This window comes from Pedobacter agri (genome assembly GCF_032678665.1).
GTDB classification, from domain to species: domain Bacteria; phylum Bacteroidota; class Bacteroidia; order Sphingobacteriales; family Sphingobacteriaceae; genus Pedobacter; species Pedobacter agri_A.
Genome location: NZ_JAVTSH010000005.1, coordinates 142,413 through 162,325, shown reverse-complemented (window position 1 = coordinate 162,325; position 19,913 = coordinate 142,413). Strand labels below are relative to the sequence as shown.

Annotated in this window: 17 protein-coding genes and 1 riboswitch; of the genes, 9 read left to right on the top strand and 8 right to left on the bottom strand. The window is 38.2% G+C overall.

The window, feature by feature from the left end:
• Window position 1: 1 nt before the first annotated feature.
• From R2Q70_RS11970 to R2Q70_RS11960, 3 genes are all read right to left on the bottom strand, one after another.
• On the bottom strand, window positions 2-949 hold the full coding sequence (locus R2Q70_RS11970) for a hypothetical protein (RefSeq protein WP_316807813.1): 948 nt from the start codon (window positions 947-949) through the stop codon (window positions 2-4).
• 297 nt (window positions 950-1,246) lie between these two features.
• Window positions 1,247-1,993 carry a competence protein CoiA gene (locus R2Q70_RS11965; RefSeq protein WP_316807812.1) on the bottom strand — a complete coding sequence of 249 codons (747 nt, stop codon included), beginning with the start codon at window positions 1,991-1,993 and terminating at the stop codon, window positions 1,247-1,249.
• Window positions 1,994-2,003: 10 nt separating this feature from the next.
• Window positions 2,004-2,318: a hypothetical protein gene (locus tag R2Q70_RS11960; protein ID WP_316807811.1), complete on the bottom strand. Its 315-nt coding sequence runs from the start codon at window positions 2,316-2,318 to the stop codon at window positions 2,004-2,006.
• A gap of 361 nt (window positions 2,319-2,679) precedes the next feature.
• Here R2Q70_RS11960 and R2Q70_RS11955 point away from each other — a divergent pair, with 361 nt between their 5' ends.
• Entirely contained in the window at window positions 2,680-4,809 is a 2,130-nt protein-coding gene (locus R2Q70_RS11955; RefSeq protein ID WP_316807810.1) for an HRDC domain-containing protein, read from the top strand.
• Between the two features lie 19 nt (window positions 4,810-4,828).
• Here the strand turns inward: R2Q70_RS11955 and R2Q70_RS11950 are convergent, their stop codons facing one another.
• Window positions 4,829-5,284, bottom strand: coding sequence for a hypothetical protein (locus R2Q70_RS11950; protein WP_316807809.1), 456 nt, complete (start codon window positions 5,282-5,284; stop codon window positions 4,829-4,831).
• A 226-nt stretch (window positions 5,285-5,510) separates the two neighbouring features.
• On the opposite strand from R2Q70_RS11950, the gene R2Q70_RS11945 reads away from it, so the two are divergent.
• From R2Q70_RS11945 to R2Q70_RS11920, 6 genes are all read left to right on the top strand, one after another.
• The gene (locus R2Q70_RS11945; RefSeq protein ID WP_316807808.1) at window positions 5,511-5,852 is read left to right on the top strand and encodes a hypothetical protein; all 342 of its coding nucleotides are present in this window, start codon (window positions 5,511-5,513) and stop codon (window positions 5,850-5,852) included.
• A 358-nt stretch (window positions 5,853-6,210) separates the two neighbouring features.
• Window positions 6,211-6,555 carry a hypothetical protein gene (locus R2Q70_RS11940; RefSeq protein WP_316807807.1) on the top strand — a complete coding sequence of 115 codons (345 nt, stop codon included), beginning with the start codon at window positions 6,211-6,213 and terminating at the stop codon, window positions 6,553-6,555.
• 116 nt (window positions 6,556-6,671) lie between these two features.
• Complete coding sequence (locus tag R2Q70_RS11935; protein WP_316807806.1) at window positions 6,672-9,065, top strand: TonB-dependent receptor; 2,394 nt, start codon at window positions 6,672-6,674, stop codon at window positions 9,063-9,065.
• 38 nt (window positions 9,066-9,103) lie between these two features.
• Complete coding sequence (locus R2Q70_RS11930; RefSeq protein WP_316807805.1) at window positions 9,104-9,814, top strand: DUF4625 domain-containing protein; 711 nt, start codon at window positions 9,104-9,106, stop codon at window positions 9,812-9,814.
• A 10-nt stretch (window positions 9,815-9,824) separates the two neighbouring features.
• A complete protein-coding gene (locus tag R2Q70_RS11925; RefSeq protein WP_316807804.1) occupies window positions 9,825-10,313 on the top strand; it encodes a DUF4625 domain-containing protein in 489 nt (162 codons plus the stop codon).
• A gap of 19 nt (window positions 10,314-10,332) precedes the next feature.
• A complete protein-coding gene (locus R2Q70_RS11920; protein WP_316807803.1) occupies window positions 10,333-11,571 on the top strand; it encodes a hypothetical protein in 1,239 nt (412 codons plus the stop codon).
• Window positions 11,572-11,610: 39 nt separating this feature from the next.
• Here R2Q70_RS11920 and R2Q70_RS11915 read toward each other — a convergent pair whose 3' ends face one another.
• Window positions 11,611-12,297 carry a DUF4142 domain-containing protein gene (locus tag R2Q70_RS11915; protein WP_316807802.1) on the bottom strand — a complete coding sequence of 229 codons (687 nt, stop codon included), beginning with the start codon at window positions 12,295-12,297 and terminating at the stop codon, window positions 11,611-11,613.
• A 162-nt stretch (window positions 12,298-12,459) separates the two neighbouring features.
• Between R2Q70_RS11915 and R2Q70_RS11910 the strand changes: the two genes are divergently transcribed.
• Complete coding sequence (locus R2Q70_RS11910) at window positions 12,460-12,825, top strand: response regulator transcription factor (RefSeq protein WP_316807801.1); 366 nt, start codon at window positions 12,460-12,462, stop codon at window positions 12,823-12,825.
• 31 nt (window positions 12,826-12,856) lie between these two features.
• Here R2Q70_RS11910 and R2Q70_RS11905 read toward each other — a convergent pair whose 3' ends face one another.
• From R2Q70_RS11905 to R2Q70_RS11895, 3 genes are all read right to left on the bottom strand, one after another.
• Window positions 12,857-13,111 (bottom strand): hypothetical protein, encoded by a 255-nt coding sequence (locus R2Q70_RS11905; protein WP_316807800.1) that lies wholly within the window; start codon window positions 13,109-13,111, stop codon window positions 12,857-12,859.
• Between the two features lie 203 nt (window positions 13,112-13,314).
• A complete protein-coding gene (locus R2Q70_RS11900; RefSeq protein ID WP_316807799.1) occupies window positions 13,315-14,748 on the bottom strand; it encodes a SusD/RagB family nutrient-binding outer membrane lipoprotein in 1,434 nt (477 codons plus the stop codon).
• A gap of 10 nt (window positions 14,749-14,758) precedes the next feature.
• Window positions 14,759-17,932 carry a SusC/RagA family TonB-linked outer membrane protein gene (locus tag R2Q70_RS11895; protein WP_316807798.1) on the bottom strand — a complete coding sequence of 1,058 codons (3,174 nt, stop codon included), beginning with the start codon at window positions 17,930-17,932 and terminating at the stop codon, window positions 14,759-14,761.
• A gap of 331 nt (window positions 17,933-18,263) precedes the next feature.
• Window positions 18,264-18,366: riboswitch (SAM riboswitch) on the bottom strand.
• Between the two features lie 126 nt (window positions 18,367-18,492).
• Here R2Q70_RS11895 and R2Q70_RS11890 point away from each other — a divergent pair.
• A complete protein-coding gene (locus tag R2Q70_RS11890) occupies window positions 18,493-19,764 on the top strand; it encodes a TlpA disulfide reductase family protein (RefSeq protein WP_316807797.1) in 1,272 nt (423 codons plus the stop codon).
• Window positions 19,765-19,913: the final 149 nt, after the last annotated feature.

Genomic DNA, 19,913 nt, shown 5'->3' with positions numbered 1-19,913 from the left:
GTTATATTTTTAACATCAATTTAAGTGCAGCCCGCAATTTTGGCCCGCTTAAATAATTGGTAATGTCATGTCGCCAGGCACCCCAGTTTTGTTCATTAATTACTTGGATAACTTCTGTTCCATTCTGTTTATAATCATTGGCAATATCTCCATCAAAACCTGCCACTGGGTCTAGAGAATCATAAATATTAATCCATGGTCCTTTGATTTTTTCCGCAAATCCATTCTCGCGGTTCCACTCAGGCGCAAATTTATCTTGTACCTCATCTATTCCCAGCGGACTACCAATAGTCATCAAGCCATCAATTGCCGGGCAATCGGCCACCCTTTTTAAACAATCGTAAATGATCACAGTGCCCATGCTGTGGCTGATCACAATGTGCAAATCGGTTTTTACATCGTTTAATTTGTTTAGTACCCGATTGCGGATCTCATCCTGAACGACAAAGCTTTCCCCCACTCTCGGACTGAATGTTTTGTTGAATAGATAATGATGGACATCTTTTAACAACCATTTCATTAACCTGCGTTTAACAAACCAAGGCAAAGGAATCCTTTCCAATGTTTTAGCCATCTCTACTTCTGTAGGAACGGCATCATCATTCATCAATACATCAAATGAGAGTTTTGCAGCCAGAGAATCAACCAGCTTTTTTTCCTCACCGCTAAGTCCTTCCCTCCAGGCCATATCAGGATCTTTCGCTGCTTCAGAGATTACCGCCTCACTACTTTCATCATCACGTATACTTTCAAAAACCTCATCTTCTGCTGGCTTATCATATAAAACATCCGCCCAGTAAATCATCGATGATGTTATTCCAATTGCACCAAGATCAATGGCGTCATCATTATTCAGCAGATCATTTGCCAGTGCATCGAGCCAGATTTTTTTCAGCTTTTTTTCGTCTGGTTTGTTGGCTATTCCATGAATGAAGGTTACGTGTGGCATTTTAAAGTAAAAGTTTAGTTAAAAGATATTTTCCTATTTTCAGAAAAGAAAAATCTCCTTTGGCCAACAAGCCGCAGGGCAATTAGGAGAATGGCTAGAAAGCATTTATACTTTCGAGGGGTATGATCTTGATTGGCTACCCAATAATAAGAAAAGCAGTTTCAGTTTAAAATACTTAATACTAGGTATTTAAATATAGATGTAAACAAGAAACAAACCTATAGGAGGTGATGAAAACAATGATATTAATGGAAAATTAAGTATATTAAATGAGATAAAATTAAGATGAATGCCGATCTACTTCCCGTTATACTTTTTAATAAAATCCTTCTTATTTACAAGTTGTAAATAGCTATAATTTGAGGAAATTTGATGTCGTTTTCTTAAGCGATATAAGAAATGGCCGCCCAGATCAATGAAAACTGGACATGAAGCATTTAACCAGGCTTGATGTGGATTTCGCCAGCTGAAAGAATAAAATGCGGTGGAGAAAGCAATGTTTTTCAGTTCCTCATGATGAAATGTAAGCATTTCGGGATGGAGTTTCTCAGCCAAAATATCGTTTTTGCGAATTAGCGACAAATGCTCTGAAATGCAGAACTCATAGTTTTGCATTAAAGGATCGAGCGGATTTGGAATAGATTTAACAATCTTAAAACCTTTAAACTTTAACCCGTTTACTACCCAGATAAGCTTTGGATAAAAGCGTTCTCTCGACTGAAGTTCATCGCTATTCATCGAAGAATTCTGAAATTCTATGGTGATTCCATTGCTTGTATGTATATCTGCCCGATGAAATTCCTGCCTTGTATCGTCAAAGAAGCTAACTTCACGACATTCGGCGGCGAAATTTCTTTTCCATTCGCGATGCCACAAAGTTTCGCTTTCCCACCACGAATCGCATTGATTGAGCGAAACATGCGCCCAATGGTGAATTTTTACTGAGCCACATTTAGCAATAACTTTTTGCCCACAGCCAATACAAGTTCCAATTCCTCTCTTTACTGCTTGCTTTCGTTCTCCATTAAACAATGCATACTGCATAACGGGCAGTCTATTCGTTTCCCTTAAAAACGTTCATAACAGCAGTTTTCCACTGAATGTAACCTAAATCACCGCAGACTTTGGCTACAAAACCCTCCACATCATGAGGTACATCATTCACAATACGCCACCTGATTTTATATTTCGGATTATAGCTAATATAAACAACAACATCATCAGTGCGTTGCCCAACAGTTTCCAGGGCTTGCAAATGTATATCTCTTAAATCGTCAGCGGCAACTTTCAATCTTTCATTCATAATTTTACCTAAAGAAAGATCCGGTTTAAAATCTGTTTCTAATATTGCTAAAACTGTAACAGTCATATCACTCCTCTTCGTTTGAAAGCTTAAAACAAGCTCTCCTGCTTAATTATTTAATGTTTCGCACATTGCGAACAAAACAAATTTATACTAAAATAATTAGCAACCAAAAATTAATACTGTTATTTTTGTCGTGAAAGAACTAATACATTTGAACATATTGATAACCAGAACTATAAAATATGCATAAAAAACCGCACAATAAAAAAGAGATTAAGTTTTACATTAATCTTTTTGACTGTTAATCTAAATGCCTAATAAACTTTCCAAATAATATCATTTTAAAATGTGCATAAATCAGGTTTAATTTAAGGCATTGTTTAGGCGCTTTCTGCGCATCTTTGCACGACATATTGAAGATTTAATGCAAGATTTACCGAATAAGATGAACCCAACCAGCCCTACCGATCAAGATAATCAACTTATTCTCGACTTTATTAAATTCACCAATCAACCTATTTTTTTAACGGGCAAAGCGGGAACAGGAAAAACCACCCTTTTGCGAAAGATTAAGGAAACAACACAGAAAAACTTTGCAGTTGTAGCGCCCACTGCGGTAGCGGCAATTAATGCCGGCGGTGTTACCATCCATTCTTTTTTCCAAATGCCTTTTGGACCAATTATTCCGGTTACTGGCGATCAGCAGTTTAAAGAAGTAAAATATAACGAAGAAAAAACCAAGCTTTTAAAATGCCTTGAATTATTAATAATTGATGAGATTAGTATGGTTCGGGCAGATATGATCGATTTTATTGATCAATCGCTGAAAAAGGTAAAAGGATCTAACATGCCATTTGGCGGCGTACAGGTATTGATGATTGGTGATTTGTACCAGCTCTCACCCATTGCGCATGATGCCTGGCACATTTTGAAAGCGTACTACCTCAGTCCCTATTTTTTTGATAGCCAAATTTTAAAATCAATTTCGCTCATCACTTTTGAGTTAAAAAAGGTTTTCCGGCAATCAGATCCATTATTTCTTGATATTTTAAACCGGATAAGAGAAAATTGCTTAACTCCAGCGTTGCTGGATAAATTAAACGAACACTTCGATGCGAGCTTAAATGAGGTTTGGAAAGATGAATACATTACATTAACCACGCACAATAACCTGGTTACGCAAATCAATCAGGATTGCCTTGATAAACTGGATGGTGAACTTCATGCTTTTACGGCCAAAGTTATGGGCGATTTTCCGAAAGATGCTTACCCTGTTGATGAAGTTTTACAGCTTAAAGTTGGTGCCCAGGTGATGTTCATTAAAAATGATTCATCTGGCAAAAAACAATATTATAACGGTAAGGCGGCGAAAATTGTAAGCATTGCGAATGATCGGGTGAGTGTTCAGTTTTTAGATGATGCAGTACATTTTGAAGTGGAGCGAGAAGAATGGCAAAACCTTAAATACAATCTCGATCAGCAAGAAAATAAAATTGAGGAAGTAAATACAGGATCTTTTTCACAGTATCCGTTTAAACTGGCCTGGGCAATTACCATACATAAAAGTCAGGGTTTAACTTTCGAAAAAGCCATTGTAGACATCAGCTCATCATTCACACACGGGCAAGCCTATGTTGCCTTAAGCCGTTGCAAAACGCTGGCAGGCCTGATACTTAAATCTCCGGTGAAAATGGAAAATATCATCACCGATAAACGCATTATCGGATTTACTGCTCAGGCTGTAAGTCAAATTCCAACGTCCGAAAGCCTTGCTCAATATAAAAAAGAATATGCCTGGAACTTGATCGATGATTTATTTGATTTTACATCATTAAAAGCAAGCTGGATAAGTATCGGGCAAGCTAAATTTAGTGCATTCGATGAAAATGCAGCCTTCCAAGCCATGCTTGACCTTAACACAAACATCCTGAACAAAGATTTAATTCATGTGGCTTTAAAATTCAGGACTCAGGAAGTGGCTAAAATTTCTAAAGATGCGCTCCTGGCTGACGAAAAATTTCTTGAGCGTTTAGGCAAGGCATCAACCTATTTCAACCCGAAAATAATGATGGTGATTTCAGAAATCTCAAAGTTTACTGCTCTGAAATTATTAGCCGATGAAAATTCAGAAAAAACCCTGGCCCTATTAATTTCAACTTTAAATACCTTAAATGTGAAACTGGCTTTATTTAATTTCGATTGGAAAAACTTCTCCATTGAGGAATATACACGCACTTACTTAGCGGCCAGTAATAAATACGAATTAACACAAAGAAAAAACTTCACGAGTAAAATAGAACTTCCAAAAGAAATCGTGAATCAAAAACTGTATCAAAGCCTGGTTAACTGGAGAAACAGCGTAAGCAAAAAAAGAAATGTGCCAGAACATACTGTTCTTTCGGATGTAGCTTTATTAAATATTGCGGCTAAACCACCAAAAACTACAGATCAACTGGCCGCAATTAGGGGTGTAGGGATTGGGAATGCAGTAGATTTAGGGGGAGAAATTATGCCAATTGTGAACAGTTTTATGGGCGCCAGCACTTTATTTTAATTGCCTAATGCTACAAAAGCTAATGAATAAAAATAAAATAAGAGGCTGTGAGGATAATTCCAAGCAATAGAAAGCCGATACGGGCCAGCCATGTATTTAATATATTTTTCCCTTGTTCTGTAATACTTTGCTCGAGGTTTTTTAGCAGCTTTTCCTGTTTCTCTAACTTTTCCTTGAGGTCGAGGTTTTCGTTTTTTAAATCGAAGATACTTTTCCCGGTATCTTCTTCTAACTTATTTAACGCATAACGCCTTTTAAAACCGCCCTCACTAATAAACATATCCACACCGGCTTGTTTACCAACCATGGCCGGCAATGGTACGCCATCAACCTGGCCTACCAAAATTACGAGGTTCATCTGAACCAAAAGATCCAGGTAATCTGATGCAAGCGTACCATTTCCTCTGAATATTTTGAGTACTCGATCAGATTTGATGTAAACTTCTTCATCAAACTCATTGAGTATATTGTCCAAAAGCTCACATTTAGCTGGAGTTAAACTTATGGAAAGATTTTTCATTTAGGCGAACGTGAATTATTCGGCAAGAAAGCAAAAATAAATCTAACCTAAAAGTTTTATCGAAAAATAACAGCTAATTAACATTACAATGTTGTAAACGCTTTTAATATTTGATGTCTTTATAATTCTTTTTAAAAAACTTATTCCTGATCGATGATGTTGTAAAATTAAAAATCATACTATGAAAAATCCAGATCAAGAACCACAAGAAAACGAAGAAATTCAGAATATTGAGCAATTTCAAATTGACCGTTCTGGCGCAAAATCAGCTGAAGGTTATGCAGAAACAGAAGAAGACGATACGTTTTCTGCCACAGCAGCACCTGATCCATTAGATGAAGATGAAGACTTGGAAAACGGCGATGAAAGCTACACAGAAGAACCTGATGAGCTAGATGAAGAATTGGAAAGCGACGATGAAGGCTATACCGAAGAAGAAATTCCCTTTGCCGACGGCGAAGGTACCCAGCTCGATGAAGCCATTGATGAGCAAGACGAATCAGAAGAAGATGAAGAAATTTAAAATGAAAAAAGAGCGTTCAATTATTGAACGCTCTATCAATGTTAATCTAAATCGTCCCGTTGATTTAATTCTAACATTTCAAACTTGTTACTTTTTCATTACTTAGTCAATACGTATCAGGGTGTAATTTTTATTTGTACCATACTGTCTGCTAAATTAGTATACAGTAAAACTTAAAGCGTTACCTATCAGTTAAATAACCAATTAATAACGTAAAATTTCGCTTCATTATGTTAAAAACTTCTTGTATAAATTAAACGATTATTAAGTCTGCCGAATAAAACTTCAACAACATTTTCATTTTTTTTTAAAAACCGCTATTGTATTTTAAAGAATTAAATGCAACTTTGTGGCGTAAATGAGAATTAACAAATCAAATTGGGTAACGGCATGGGTAAAAGCAATCAGCTTTTTATTGGTGTTTACTTTTTTGTTTATTTCTTTTGTTCAAATCATCCATGCGCATAGCAAAAATGAGATTGAGCATGTTTTTGATCAAAAAGAAAACATTTCTTTCTCAGAAAAATGTTCCGTTTGTGATTACATTTTTCATAAACATGGAAAAGACATCGTGCTTCCACTACCCTTTTCTATTTCATTTCCTCTTCCAAAAGGAAACATTTGCAATACCGGCGTATTTGTAGGCAATTACAAATTTACACTTCAAGGCTTTACCAATAAAGGCCCACCTGTAATCGCTTAACAATTGCGATTGGCATTTTGCCATCTTTCTATACCACTTTCTTCAATTTTTAATGCGATGAGTTACAATTAATCTGATTGTGCTGATCATTTAGCCATTGGCTTCGGCCATTTGTAATGCGTAAAATTCTTTTCTTATTTCTTTGCCTTATTGGGTTTAAACAGTTGTATGCCCAACAATTTCAACTTAGCGGTGTCGTTTTAAATGGCCAAACACCGGTAAAACACACCACAGTTTATATTGAAAATACTTCGTACAATACCATAACTGATGATGGTGGCAAATTCAATTTTGCGGCATTGCCTAAAGGCACCTATAAGTTAATAGCAAGTGCAGTTGGGTTTAGCAAAACCATCATCAAAGTTGAAATCAAAGATCAGCAGGTAATTAAAAACATATTGCTGAACAAAGAAATCAGACAACTGAATGATGTTACCATAAAAGATGAGCATGTTGAGGATCGCCGGAAAGCAGAATCGATGAACATCGAAGTTCTAAATCAGGATTTTATTCAAAGAAACCTTGGTGGTAGCCTGATGAAAAGCCTGGAACGCCTCCCGGGAATTAAAATCATTGGCATTGGTTCGGGTCAGTCGAAACCATTGATAAGAGGTTTAGGCTTTAACCGGGTGGTAGTGGTTGATAAAGGTGTTAAACACGAAGGACAGCAATGGGGTGCCGATCATGGGCTGGAAATCGACCAGTTCGCTACCGGCGAAATTGAATTGATTAAGGGCTCTGCCTCATTTATTTATGGCTCTGATGCCATTGGTGGAGTTATTGATATTCTTCCGGTATCCATCCCTACTGTAAACAGCATGGGCGGCTCAGTCGATTTAATTGCGAAAAGCAATAACAATCTTTACGGCACATCGACCAACTTTTATGGCCGAAACAAAAAATGGTTTTTCGATTCGCGGTTTACCTACCAGAACTACGGCGATTATCGTGTACCCACAGACCAGGTTTTTGTATACGATTATGCCGTAAAATTATATCAAAATCATTTGCGGAATACCGCAGGGCGTGAAACGGGATTTCATTTCAATACGGGCTACATTGGTGAAAAATTCCGATCCATATTTTACCTCAGCAATACTTTTGCCAAAAGCGGCTTCTTTGCCAATGCGCATGGGCTTGAACCCCGACGTGTAAATGAAGATCTTCACGACGGTTCAAACAGAGATATTTTACATCCTTATCAGTCGGTTAATCATTTTAAATTAATCAACAAGTCAAGCTATCAGTTGCCGAATCAGAAAATCGAACTTGAATTAGGTTATCAGAAAAACTTCAGGCAGGAATTTAGCCAGTATGTAAATCATGGTTTTATGCCTTCAAATTATCCCGCTACTTTACAAATCCCCAGCGATTTGGAGCGGGAATTTAACAAAGTAGTTTATTCAGGAAATTTAAGAGATAGGATAACCATAGATGCGCATGAATTATCTGTTGGAATAAATGCTGAGGTTCAAACCAACGATATTAATGGGTGGAGTTTTCTAGTTCCGGCATTTAAGCAAAAAACAATTGGAGCCTTCGTTTATGATAAATTTAAGATCAATGAAAATTTATTATTGCATGGTGCATTACGCTATGATCGCGGACAAATCGAAATGTTTCAGTACAACGACTGGTTTCCGTCAGACCTCACAATAAACGGATCGGTAACACAGCAAAACCTGCAACGTGCCGCCAATTTAAACCGAACCTTTAACAGTTTGGTATGGTCTGCCGGGTTAAACTACAACCTTGAAAAATTCAGTTTAAAGTTTAACTTGGGCAAAAGTTTCAGGATGCCAATTGCGAAAGAACTTGGTGCAAATGGCGTAAATTATCACTATTTCAGTTACGAAAAAGGAAATCCAAATTTATCGCCTGAAAAATCGTATCAGGCCGATTTAAGTCTGGCGTGGAATGATGAACGTTGGTCTGTTCAGTTAAGTCCGTTTTACAATTATTTCCCTAACTACATCTATTTAAACCCGACTTCCGGACACGACTATGCTTATGGTGCAGGCAATCAAATTTTCGAATACGCACAAAGTAGCGTACAGCGGTTTGGTGGAGAGCTTCAGCTTAAATATGAAATTTTTAAAAACTTAAGCACTCAGTTTCTAGGAGAAATTTTACAGGCTAAACAATTATCTGGAGAGAAAAAAGGCTTTACCTTACCATTTTCTCCACCCGCTTCTGCCCTGATAAATTTAACCTACTCTCCTCAAATAGGCAGGCAGTTATCAAATACTTATTTCTCCATCGATTATCGCTTGACAAGTAAGCAGGATAACATTGTTCCACCAGAAAAGAAAACTCCGGGTTACCAGGTAGTGAACATACAAGCCGGAACAAAACTTTTCCTTTACGGTAATCCGCTCCAGTTAAGCCTGCAAGTTCAAAATCTGTTTGATACAAAATATTTAAACCATACCAGTTTCTACCGTCTTATCGAACTTCCTGAAGCAGGAAGAAATCTAGTGCTTTCATTAAAAATCCCTTTTGGAAAATAATACAATTCAAATATACCCATCAACAAAAAACATCCACAATGAACAAAATTACAAAACCCTTTTTAGCCCTGCTGATTATTGCAGCAACATTTACGGCCTGTAAAAAAGATGAAGTTATTACAGATCTACCAACGATTACGAATCTGGAGGTAGGCACTAACAACAACAAAACTGCCTATCCGGGAACAGACATTCATTTCGAAGCCGATCTTTTTGCTGCAAGTAACTTGGCTAGCGTTGATTTAAGTATTAAACCAAAAACAGGTACCGGATGGAATTTCAACCAAAAATATACTGAAGGTTTTGCAAATGTAAAAAATGCAAATTTTCATAAACATATTGATGTACCAACAACTGCTGCACTCGGCAATTACATCGTAACGATTAAAGTGACTGATCTGTTGGGGAGAACAACTGAAATTACCAGCGATTTGGAAATTAAATACGACCCAACAATGCCCAATGCCACCGGATTTGAGGTTGGCTTAAATACAGCTGGAAATGATCTGCATGTTGAAGCTACAGTTGCTGCGATTAACAAAATTGCCAGAATTGAGGTGGAAGTTCATGGCGCTGCATGGGAAAAAGATTTCCTGTTTACCGATGCTGCTATGGTTGGCTTAACCAGCTATAATTTCCATAAACACCTTGATGTTACCGCAGCGCCTAAAGGCCACTATCATGTGCACCTCAAAATTGTAGATCAGTTAGGTAAGGAAAATGAGTTTGAAGAACATTTTGACAAGTAAATCGATAATTATGAAAAATAAATTCAATCCAGTTAAAACAGGTTTTATTGGCTTATGTGCTTTATCCGTTTTATTGCTGAGCAATTGTAAAAAGGAAACGGAAGATATTGACACCACTTACCCTGAAATTATTTCAAATGCTACTTCTTTTCCGCAGCAATGTAGTGTAATTAAACGTGGAGAAACATTTACGTTTAAAACACAGGTAAGCGACAATGTAGAATTAGGATCAATGAGCATCGATATCCATCACAATTTTGATCATCATTCTCACAGTACTGAAGTAAACAGTTGCAATATGGAGGCCATTAAAACTCCCGTAAAGCCCTTTCTGCTTATCAGAGAGGTAAGTATTCCCGCAGGGCAAAAAAAATATGAAGCCACGGCATCAGTAAATGTGCCTGCAGATATTGATCCAGGCGATTATCATTTTTTAATCAGAATAACTGATAAAGCAGGCTGGCAAACCATTAAAGGAATTAGTATAAAAATTAATTAATCAATAAAAATCAAACCTAATGTTATCTAAAAACAATTTTAAAAAAGCAGCAATGATTGTTGCTGTTGCTGCTGTATTTGCAGCCTGTAAAAAAGACAGCGCACAACCTGAGGAAACACCGACAACAGCTGCAAAAGAATTTAAGTATGTAAGGTTGCTTACTTCAGATGAAACCTCGAACAAACTTACTTTGGTAGATCCATCAACAGCGGCAATAACTGCTTTCGATGCTAAATTTCCTTTAGCTAATCTTTACGCAACCTCATCAGGTAGATACGCTACGGTGCTTTATGGTGCCCAAAATTTAGTGGAAGTTTTTGATAGTGGCCTTGCTTCTCACGTAGATCATGTAGATGTGCTAAACAGTCCGAAATGGGCAAGCATTACTGCAACAGGTATCAAGCCAACGCATTTTAAAACCAAAGCCAATGAAAGTTTAATTTTTAACGATGGTGATGGAACGTTGAGCCGGGCTGTAGAGAGCGATTTTAATACAGCCGGAGCAAAATTTGCTACGGTTAACGCAGGTTTGTTGCCGCATCACGGAGCAATGGCACAATTTACAAACGGAACTTATGCAGTAACATCAACAGCTGTTTCCGGAGCATCTCCAAATCGTGTGCTTGTAATTGATAAAACAGGTAAAACAGTTTATGCTTCTACGCTTGAAATCGGCGCCATTCATGGAAACGCAAGCGATGGAACAAACGCTGTTTTCGGTGGTTTTAGCAGCTCTGCAGCAACTGCGGGAGGTGTTTTAGTAGTTAAATCTACAGGCGAACAAAGGTTAATTCCGAATCCTGATGGTTTTGGTGCATTTAGATTGGCCAGCATCTATTACGCAGAATCGGCGAAAAAGTTTATCGGTTATGTGGCAACAAAAGGTGCTTACCTGATCGATATTGCAACAGATAAAATTACACCCATTTACAGCGGAGCTGACGCCTTTCAATGCAAGGTTGATTTTGCAGGAAAAAATTTATTGGTTTTAACTTTAGACGGAAAATTGAGAGTATATGATTTAACAACAGGTACGTTGAAAAAAGAAGGATCGGTGATTGCTGCAACCTCAAGTACAGATACCTATAAACCTGTACTTGAAGCAACTGGTAAATTTGCTTATATCGCAATGCCAGCTTTGGGCGAGGTACACCAAATCAATCTATCAACTTTTGCTGTTACAGCAAAACATAAAGTTTCTGCTAAGCCAGTACGTTTAGCAATTTTTGGTTTTGAAAGCGATGCTTCTCATAACTAATTTTTAATCATCAAGGCAGTTGATTGAGCTGCCTTGATGTTATTTTGCCTTTAACATTGCATTTAGCTGCGTTAAATGTGTTTTAAATTTAGGAAGATATTTTTTCGCATATTTCTTTACCGCCGCATCGGTTGATTTTGAACCTGCTTCGAAAAGGACAATTAAATTCTGGTGATCCTGAATACTGGAAGTAATATATGCCTGATCAAAATCCTGCCCTTTGACATCCTTTAATTTATTTACCGATTGCTGAAGATCAGCATTTCGAAGCATTGCAAATCCATTTAACATTACACCTTTCGGCTGCCCCGTATTTCCAGCTTCTCCCTGATTTTGGTTTCTAGAAGTATCCTGCAATGTTGTTGGAGCCGAATCAACTCTACCATCTGGTCTTTGCCCTTCTTCATTTTTACTTGCTGTTAAAGTGATGTTTTTACTTTTGGCTAACGCTAAAAGTTCTGTATTGGCCTGAGCATGTGCATCGAGTATCGTTTGAGCAAAACCCTTCACTTTCTGACTTCCATTTTGCGCTGCTATGCCGCTCATTTGCGTCGCCTTTAATCCATAAAGCAAAGCTTGATTCATAAATACTTCCGGTGGTAAAACCTCTTGTATCATGCCCGATTCAGGCTGCCTGGGCATATCTCCTAAAATATCGTGTGCATATAAATTATTGCCTAAAGAGATTGTTAAAAGAATTGCAAAAGCTGTTTTTATGTTTTTCATGGCTGTAATAAATGATGTTATTAATCAACCACAAAAGCATCACAAAAGTTTGCTGTAATTCCATTTGATTTTTTAAAAGGTTGATAACTCTTGTGATGTGAAAAACTAAGCTAAACATCTGATAACGATGACCGTTAAGCCTATATACAAAACATAAAGCTTATGAAAAAGTGCATATATGTTGTAGAAGATAATCCAGGTATCAGAGAGATTATCGAGTTCTTACTTACTGAAGAATTGTATGAAGTAAAGGCTTGCCGAAACACCAGCGATTTTTGGCAACAAATGCGGCAATGCATTCCAGACATGGTCATTCTAGATATTATGCTGCCTGACGGAAATGGCATCGATATCTGCACACAGCTCAAAACGAATATCAAAACACATGATATCCCCGTAATGATGATGTCGGCAAATAATCATTTAAACGCTGTGAAGGCCAAATGTACCGCTGAAGATTTTATCAATAAACCTTTTGATTTGAATGATTTCGCAAGCCGGGTAGAACGCTATCTACCCGCCAGTTAAACCATTTTAAATTTGTTAAGCGAAAAATGATCTAAGCATTTTTTGAAGCAATCACTTTTTTTAAGGAATTGAAATTGAGTAATAAGGGAAGTAATGTTAATGGAGATAAACATACTGGAATAAGTGCAATTGAAACTTTACTTAAGCCTTTTGTAACCGCAAGATAGACCAGGATACCAAATGCGACAAGGTATACAATACCCAAACCCAACATCACTCCTCTTAACAAGTCTTTTCTTTTGATTAGTACTTCAATACTTTCTGGTTGTTTTAAATTTTGCTCCATTGATACGTTGGTTTGGTCTGATTAATTAGTTGTGATTTGCAAAAAGGTGCTAGTCACTTCCATTGATTTAGGATTTTCCTGCAATTTGCAATTTTTTAGGATCATCATCAAAAAATTAAGCATTTTCAAAGCGATATCATAAAAAAAACGCCCCTGAAAATAAATTTTCAGGGGCGTTTTTAGCTAATGTTTTTTATTCATCGTTAATTTACATCAAACCAAAGCTTTGTAGTTAACAAGTCAGCACCCTGACTAGCCACCGCGTTTTTATAACTTTGTCCGTTTAACGATTGCTCCGTTCCAGGGTAAATGAAACGTACCGGAATCTGGCCATTTAATACTGTATTTACTGACGCCGTAAGTTGCGGATAATCTAAACGGCGACGCTCTGCCCAGGCCTCTAAACCCTGACCAAACAGCGCCAGCCACTTTTGCTCACCAATTGATTTTTTATAATTTGTGGCATCATATTGAACCGATGCCTGCGCAAGATAGCTTGTCGCGGCAGCATCTGATAAGCCAAACTGTTTTATTGAAGCCGTTATGCCTTGTTTATAAAGATCAGCAGCATTTTCTGTGGTCAAACCCCTTGCCGCCGCCTCTGCCCTGTCGAACAATAATTCTGCATAGCTGAAAATTACAGCTGGAGATTGCGGTGCCAAAAAATAGGTTCCTGGTTTCGAGGTTCTTGCAAAACCAAGATTACTGGCTTCCGAATTGGTTAATCCATTTGGTAAGCCAACATACTCCTGAGGGGTTGCAGTTTGTGTTTTACTGGCATAAACCGGCAAACGTGGATCATTCAGTAAGAATAATTTATCAACAATTGTTTTACTAATGCGATAATCATCACGTGTATCGAATTGTGCACTTACTGGATTTTGTTGTGGAGAAATTTGATATATCAGCTGCGCTATATCGGCATTATCACTAATATATAAATCGCCGTCAGCCTTAATCTCATCTAATACTTGTTTTGCTTTTGCAGGCTCTCTGTCTGCAATTCTTAAAGCAATTCTCAGTCTTAAGGCATTGGCAAACTTTTTCCATTTGGTGATATTTCCACTGTAGATAATATCACCTGCAATGGCTTTCCCGGCAGGATCGAGTGCATTTTTAGCCGTTTTTAAATCTTCCAGCAGACCGAAATAAACATCTTTTTGTTTATCATAAGCTGGGGTAATAAATTCATTCAGTTTTCCTGCCTGACTATATGGAATATCGCCATAAGCATCTGTAAGCAAAAGAAACGACCACGATCTTAAAGTTAAAGCTACCCCACGGTAATTCGGGTTTGCAGTGGTATTTCCAATTTCGATGATTTTATTGAAACCGGTGATACTTTGCGAATACAGTGTAGACCACAAAGATGTAAAACTGCTGTTTGAATAAATAAAGCGGTCTTCTTCGGTGTATTGAACCTTTGCCCAATGCTGCACAAAAAGCAGGCTGGAGTTCATATTATTGGTGGTTCCCCAATATGCATCGGCCGTATTTTTAATTGCAGCGGTAAGTAAATAATCGGGTTGTGCATTCTCTGTTGCGTTCGGATTGATGTTTACTTCATCAAGTTCTTTACTGCAAGATGCTGCTAATAGCGAAACAAAAGCAATGATATATAGAAATTTCTTTTTCATGGGGATAGGATTAAAATCTGATATTTAAGTTGATACCATAAGTGCGGGTCGTTGGATTCGATAGGCTTTCTAAACCCTGACCGTTGCCAGTGTTGAAGGCTACTTCCGGATCGATATCGTCTACGTTGCGGTGCAGGATGGCCAGGTTTCTACCTACCAGCGACACCGACACGCCCTGCAAACTTAAAGGGCGAGTCCATTTTGCAGGAAGATTATAACTCAACTTAATCTCACGGAGTTTTACGTATGAAGCGTCGAATATATTGGCCTCATCAATGGTACGAAACGATTTATAATAGGTTTGTGCAGGAAGTATTTTTTCATTGCGTTTTCCATCGGTCGTTACGCCATCGAATATGATACCATCATCGTAAACAGTTACACCCGCCGGCGCTGCAGCACCATCAGCCAGTCTCACTGTTCCGTTCGCTTTCACATTTCCGGGATAATAATAGGAAATGCCACCAAATTCTGCAGCCCTGCCTGGCAACGTTGATGCCAGAACACCTGTGTAAGTTCCTGTTGCGTAGGTACCATTGTAAATCGAGCCACCAAAGCTGGCATCAATTAAAACACCTAAACTCACGCCTTTATAGCTGAAGGTATTCGATATACCACCAATCCAATCTGGTGTATATTTACCTAAAACCCTTTTGGTAGGATCGGTTTGTGGTGCACCAGTTGCATTTACTACGATATTTCCGTTGCCATCTCTTAGAAATGCATTTCCGAAAAGCGTTCCGTAAGGTTGGCCAACAGCTGCAATTACCTGTGCAGAGTTAGTTGCAACAACATAATTTTGCAGCAAACCTGCTTTATCCAGCTCAATTACCTTACTTCTGTTTGCCGCATAGTTGACATCAATATCCCAGGTAAGTTGTTTTTTAACGGGAGTAACACCCAATTGAACCTCTATACCTTTGTTGTTGATTTTTCCGGCGTTCAGCAATTTCGACCTGAATCCCGTACTTTGGCTTACATCAACACTCAAAATCTGATCATAACTGTTTGTATTATATAAACTCACATCAAAACGAAGGCGTTTGTTAAATAGAACTGCCTCTGCCCCCAACTCGGATGATGTAGTGGTTTCTGGTTTTAAATCAGGATTCAGATCTGTAGTAGATGCCGTAAGTTGAGGATTACTTCCAAACGGTGCGCTGAACGAAAAGGTGTTAATCAAACGATAAGGATCAGCATCCTTACCAACTTTAGACCAACCCCCACGAATTTTGGCATAATCCAACACCTCACTTTTGATATCAAAGGCTTCCGTCAACACCAAACTTCCGTTAAATGATGGGTAGAAATAAGATCTGTTTTGTGCCGGCAATGTCGACGACCAGTCGTTACGGGCGGTTATGTTTGCAAAAAGGTAATTTCTAAATCCAATTTGTGCCGATGCGTAACCACTGTATGATTTTAGTTTACTGTAATTGTTAGAGGAAGTCAATGGATCTCTCGAATTACTCAAGGTATATAAACCTGCAACGGCAAGTCGTGGCGCACTCTGATCATTTTGTTCGATATATCTCGATCGGATATTCGTTCCAAGTAAAGCCTCAATACTGAAATCATCATTAAGCTGTTTAGTATAATTTAATGTTGCATCGGTATTATTTTCGTTTACAGTAAACGCACTTTCGCTATAAGATCCAAATGGGGTTCCGTTGGTGCCATAAGCAATTCTGATTTTACGACGATCATTGTAATAATCTGTTCCTGAACGGAAGTTGAAATTTAGCCCATCAGTAATTTTATAATTCAAACCAATATTTCCAATAATTCTGTTCCGGTTTTGCGATACTGTATTTTCATAAGCCACCCAGTAAGGATTACTGTAATAGCTGTTGTTCCAGTTAAAAGTGTTCCCGTTTTCGTCGAGATAGTTTTTCAGTTGGTTGATATCTACCTGTCTTCCAAACCAGGTAAACTGAAGCATGGTACTCGTCGACCTTGAACCACCCGTTCCAGGTAAATTATCTGACCCAAGTTTACTGTAATTTGCGTTGGCGGTAAGGGTTAATTTCGGTGTAATTCTTAAAGTAGTGTTCAACGCGAATGAATTTTTGTCTTGCCCGGAGTTTGGCACCACGCCTACCTGCTTTAAGTTATTGTAAGATAAGCGATAATCGAATTTCTCTCCAGCATCTTCAACAGCAATACCATTAGAAAGTGAATAACCGGTTTCAAAAAAATCACGTACATTATCAGGGTTGGCTACAAATGGAACAGCTACTCCTTTCGAAAAAAACTGAGGAATTAATCTCCCATCCATTCTTGGTCCCCAACTTTCATCCACACCATCATTTGTGCCGGCGCCCTTGCCGTCTACATAGCTAAATTTACCTTCAGATCCCTGGCCAAAAACATCCTGATATTTCGGAAGGGTAAGTAAACTTTCAATTACTCCGTTAGAATTGAAGGTAACCCCTAAACCTTTTTTAGATTTACCTGATTTGGTTTTGATAATGATTACACCAGCCGCCGCTCTCGATCCATACAATGCAGCTGCATTTGGTCCTTTAAGCACACTGATCGATTCGATGTCATTTGGGTTGATATCAGAAATCGTATTGGCGTAATCTCTTGCGCCGGCAGAATTAAGTTGCGAGTTATCTACTGGAATACCATCCACCACAAAAAGCGGCTGGTTATTACCTGATATGGAAGTTTCTCCACGGATGACTACTCTTGACGATCCCATATCGCCCTGGCTATTGGTTACACGAACACCGGCAACCTTACCCGCCAGTGCATTTACTAAATTACTTTCTCTGGCTTCGGTCAAGCTCTCACCTTTAAGTTCCTGAACGGCGTAACCTAAAGATTTTTTTTGCCGGGATATGCCCAAAGCAGTAACCACTACTTCATCTAATGCATTATCGCCATCGTTTAAGATCACATCCAGCACTTTGCTGTTTTCAGATACCTCGACCTCTTTTGTAGCAAAACCAATATAAGAGAATACCAAGGTACTTTTGCCGGCAACAGTAATGGAGAAACTACCTGTTCCATTACTGGTTACAGCCTGCTTGGTACCTTTTACAAATATAGAAACGCCAGGAAGTGTTTCTCCTGATGAACTTTTTACCGTGCCTGAGATAGATAGATTTTGTGCACGTACAAATGGGGAAAGCAAAAGCAAAAACAATATTGCCGGTAGCTTAATTTTTTTGAACATAATAGGAATTGATGATTAGTTAAAAACTGATGTGAAAAATATAGGCAAAGCGATTCCACCCCGCTTTTAGCGATTATTTTTTCACACCCTGATATTAAAATTTTAGTTGGAGATGGTATTTGCTGAAATTACTTCAAACAGATACCCTAACACATTCGGCCCCGCCAATACATGTTAAAATTGTTAAACTGAGTAGATTCTTGCTCGTTAGTTTTTTTCATTTTTTTTCTAATAGATCTATACTTATCAATTGTGGAAATCTGCCTATAAAAAAAGCACCCCCGTAAATCAGGAGTGCGCTCATATATTATTAATGATTTGGCCTTCAACTGACTTAACTACCCCAAACAATTTTGGGATGGAATTAGCACCATACCTTAAGGCTGGTTGCTAAGGTTTCACAGGGCCATTCCCTCCACCTTTCTTGATAAGTATTTAAAATAACTGGCGCAAAGATAATATAAAAATCATATTGTCTAGTAATTCTATAGATTTTATTGAAATATTTTTTTCTTCACACAAATCATGGTTACATTTGTCGCATCAGTTGATATCATCCCATGAAAATAAAATATATCGCAATAGTTGTGGCCACATTGTTAACACAGCAAGTTGCAGCGCAAACAAAAATTAAAACATACACGAAAAACGTAAAGCTCCAAAATTCCTTCCAGGCGAATGGAATTTGGCGAGGTGTTTTTAACATCAGGCCTGGCGTTGAGGTTCCGTTTAATTTTGAGATTAAAAATCGAACTGGCAATCAGCCCTATCTCAGTTTTTTAAATGCCGATGAACATTTCGATGGCGGATTTGTGAAACAGAAAGGCGATTCATTATTGATTAACCTCGATCAGTTTGATAATGTGCTGGCTTTCAAAATCCAGGGTGATTCACTTGTTGGTGTGTTAAAAAAGCAAGATGAATCTAGCAAAGCATTGTCGCTATCAGCGAGCAAGGCAAATCAATACCGCTTCAAAACGAGTGGTCAAAAACCAGATGCAGATTTTTCAGGAAAGTATGATGTCGTATTTAAATCGTCAGATGGCAAAAATGAAAACGCCGTTGGAGTTTTTAAGCAGGCAGGAAACAAAATTACAGGCACATTTCTCCGCATAACCGGCGATTCCCGCTATCTTGAAGGCAGCGTAGATGGCAATCAATTTTACCTTTCGGGCTTTATAGGTTCCAGTCCTTCTTACTACAGAGGCACATTTTTGAAAGATGGAACAATTGTAGGTGAAGTAGTGAGTGCCAGAGGAAATACGCCATTTACCGGAAAACAAAATGAAAATGCGGCCCTTCCCGATGCTACCAAATTAACTTTTTTGAAAGATGGATACAAAACCCTAAACTTTTCTCTTCCGGATGTAAACGGCAGGAAAATTTCATTGAGTGACGAGAAATTTAAGAATAAAGTAGTCATTTTAACCATTACCGGTACCTGGTGCCCTAATTGTGTAGATGAAGCATCGTTCATCTCGCCATGGTATAAAGAGAACCGCAAGCGTGGCGTTGAGGTTGTAGGTATCCACTACGAGCGTCAGCTTGATTCCGCTTATGTAAAAAAGGCGCTGGGCAGATTTCGTGATAAGTTCGACATTCAATATGATCAGGTAATTGCAGGTAAACCTGATAAAAAACAAGTTGCCGAGTCGCTTCCGGGTCTCAATAATTTCCTGTCATTCCCTACGATGATCATCATCAATAAAAAAGGTGAGGTTGCTCAAATCCATACCGGTTACAGCGGACCGGCAACCGGAAAATATTATACTGATTTTGTACACGCATTCAATGAGGAAATTGATGGGTTGCTTAAACAAACCAATTTGTAGCGCAGCGCTATTTCCTCGTCAATGCCATCAACAATAACTAATCTGTAATATCATCCCGATCGAATCTTGAAGATCGGGATGATCATTTCTGTTTTACAATCCAAAAAAAAGCCTGTTTGCTAACTGATTTTTCCAGGTGTAGCTAATTT

What these genes read in the sequence shown, in the direction of transcription:
- R2Q70_RS11970 (WP_316807813.1), bottom strand. Translation starts at nt 949, where the DNA reads ATGCCACACGTAACCTTCATTCATGGAATAGCCAACAAACCAGACGAA.
- R2Q70_RS11965 (WP_316807812.1), bottom strand. Translation starts at nt 1,993, where the DNA reads ATGCAGTATGCATTGTTTAATGGAGAACGAAAGCAAGCAGTAAAGAGA.
- R2Q70_RS11960 (WP_316807811.1), bottom strand. Translation starts at nt 2,318, where the DNA reads ATGACTGTTACAGTTTTAGCAATATTAGAAACAGATTTTAAACCGGAT.
- R2Q70_RS11955 (WP_316807810.1), top strand. Translation starts at nt 2,680, where the DNA reads ATGCAAGATTTACCGAATAAGATGAACCCAACCAGCCCTACCGATCAA.
- R2Q70_RS11945 (WP_316807808.1), top strand. Translation starts at nt 5,511, where the DNA reads ATGAAAAATCCAGATCAAGAACCACAAGAAAACGAAGAAATTCAGAAT.
- R2Q70_RS11940 (WP_316807807.1), top strand. Translation starts at nt 6,211, where the DNA reads ATGAGAATTAACAAATCAAATTGGGTAACGGCATGGGTAAAAGCAATC.
- R2Q70_RS11935 (WP_316807806.1), top strand. Translation starts at nt 6,672, where the DNA reads ATGCGTAAAATTCTTTTCTTATTTCTTTGCCTTATTGGGTTTAAACAG.
- R2Q70_RS11930 (WP_316807805.1), top strand. Translation starts at nt 9,104, where the DNA reads ATGAACAAAATTACAAAACCCTTTTTAGCCCTGCTGATTATTGCAGCA.
- R2Q70_RS11925 (WP_316807804.1), top strand. Translation starts at nt 9,825, where the DNA reads ATGAAAAATAAATTCAATCCAGTTAAAACAGGTTTTATTGGCTTATGT.
- R2Q70_RS11920 (WP_316807803.1), top strand. Translation starts at nt 10,333, where the DNA reads ATGTTATCTAAAAACAATTTTAAAAAAGCAGCAATGATTGTTGCTGTT.
- R2Q70_RS11915 (WP_316807802.1), bottom strand. Translation starts at nt 12,297, where the DNA reads ATGAAAAACATAAAAACAGCTTTTGCAATTCTTTTAACAATCTCTTTA.
- R2Q70_RS11910 (WP_316807801.1), top strand. Translation starts at nt 12,460, where the DNA reads ATGAAAAAGTGCATATATGTTGTAGAAGATAATCCAGGTATCAGAGAG.
- R2Q70_RS11905 (WP_316807800.1), bottom strand. Translation starts at nt 13,111, where the DNA reads ATGGAGCAAAATTTAAAACAACCAGAAAGTATTGAAGTACTAATCAAA.
- R2Q70_RS11900 (WP_316807799.1), bottom strand. Translation starts at nt 14,748, where the DNA reads ATGAAAAAGAAATTTCTATATATCATTGCTTTTGTTTCGCTATTAGCA.
- R2Q70_RS11895 (WP_316807798.1), bottom strand. Translation starts at nt 17,932, where the DNA reads ATGTTCAAAAAAATTAAGCTACCGGCAATATTGTTTTTGCTTTTGCTT.
- R2Q70_RS11890 (WP_316807797.1), top strand. Translation starts at nt 18,493, where the DNA reads ATGAAAATAAAATATATCGCAATAGTTGTGGCCACATTGTTAACACAG.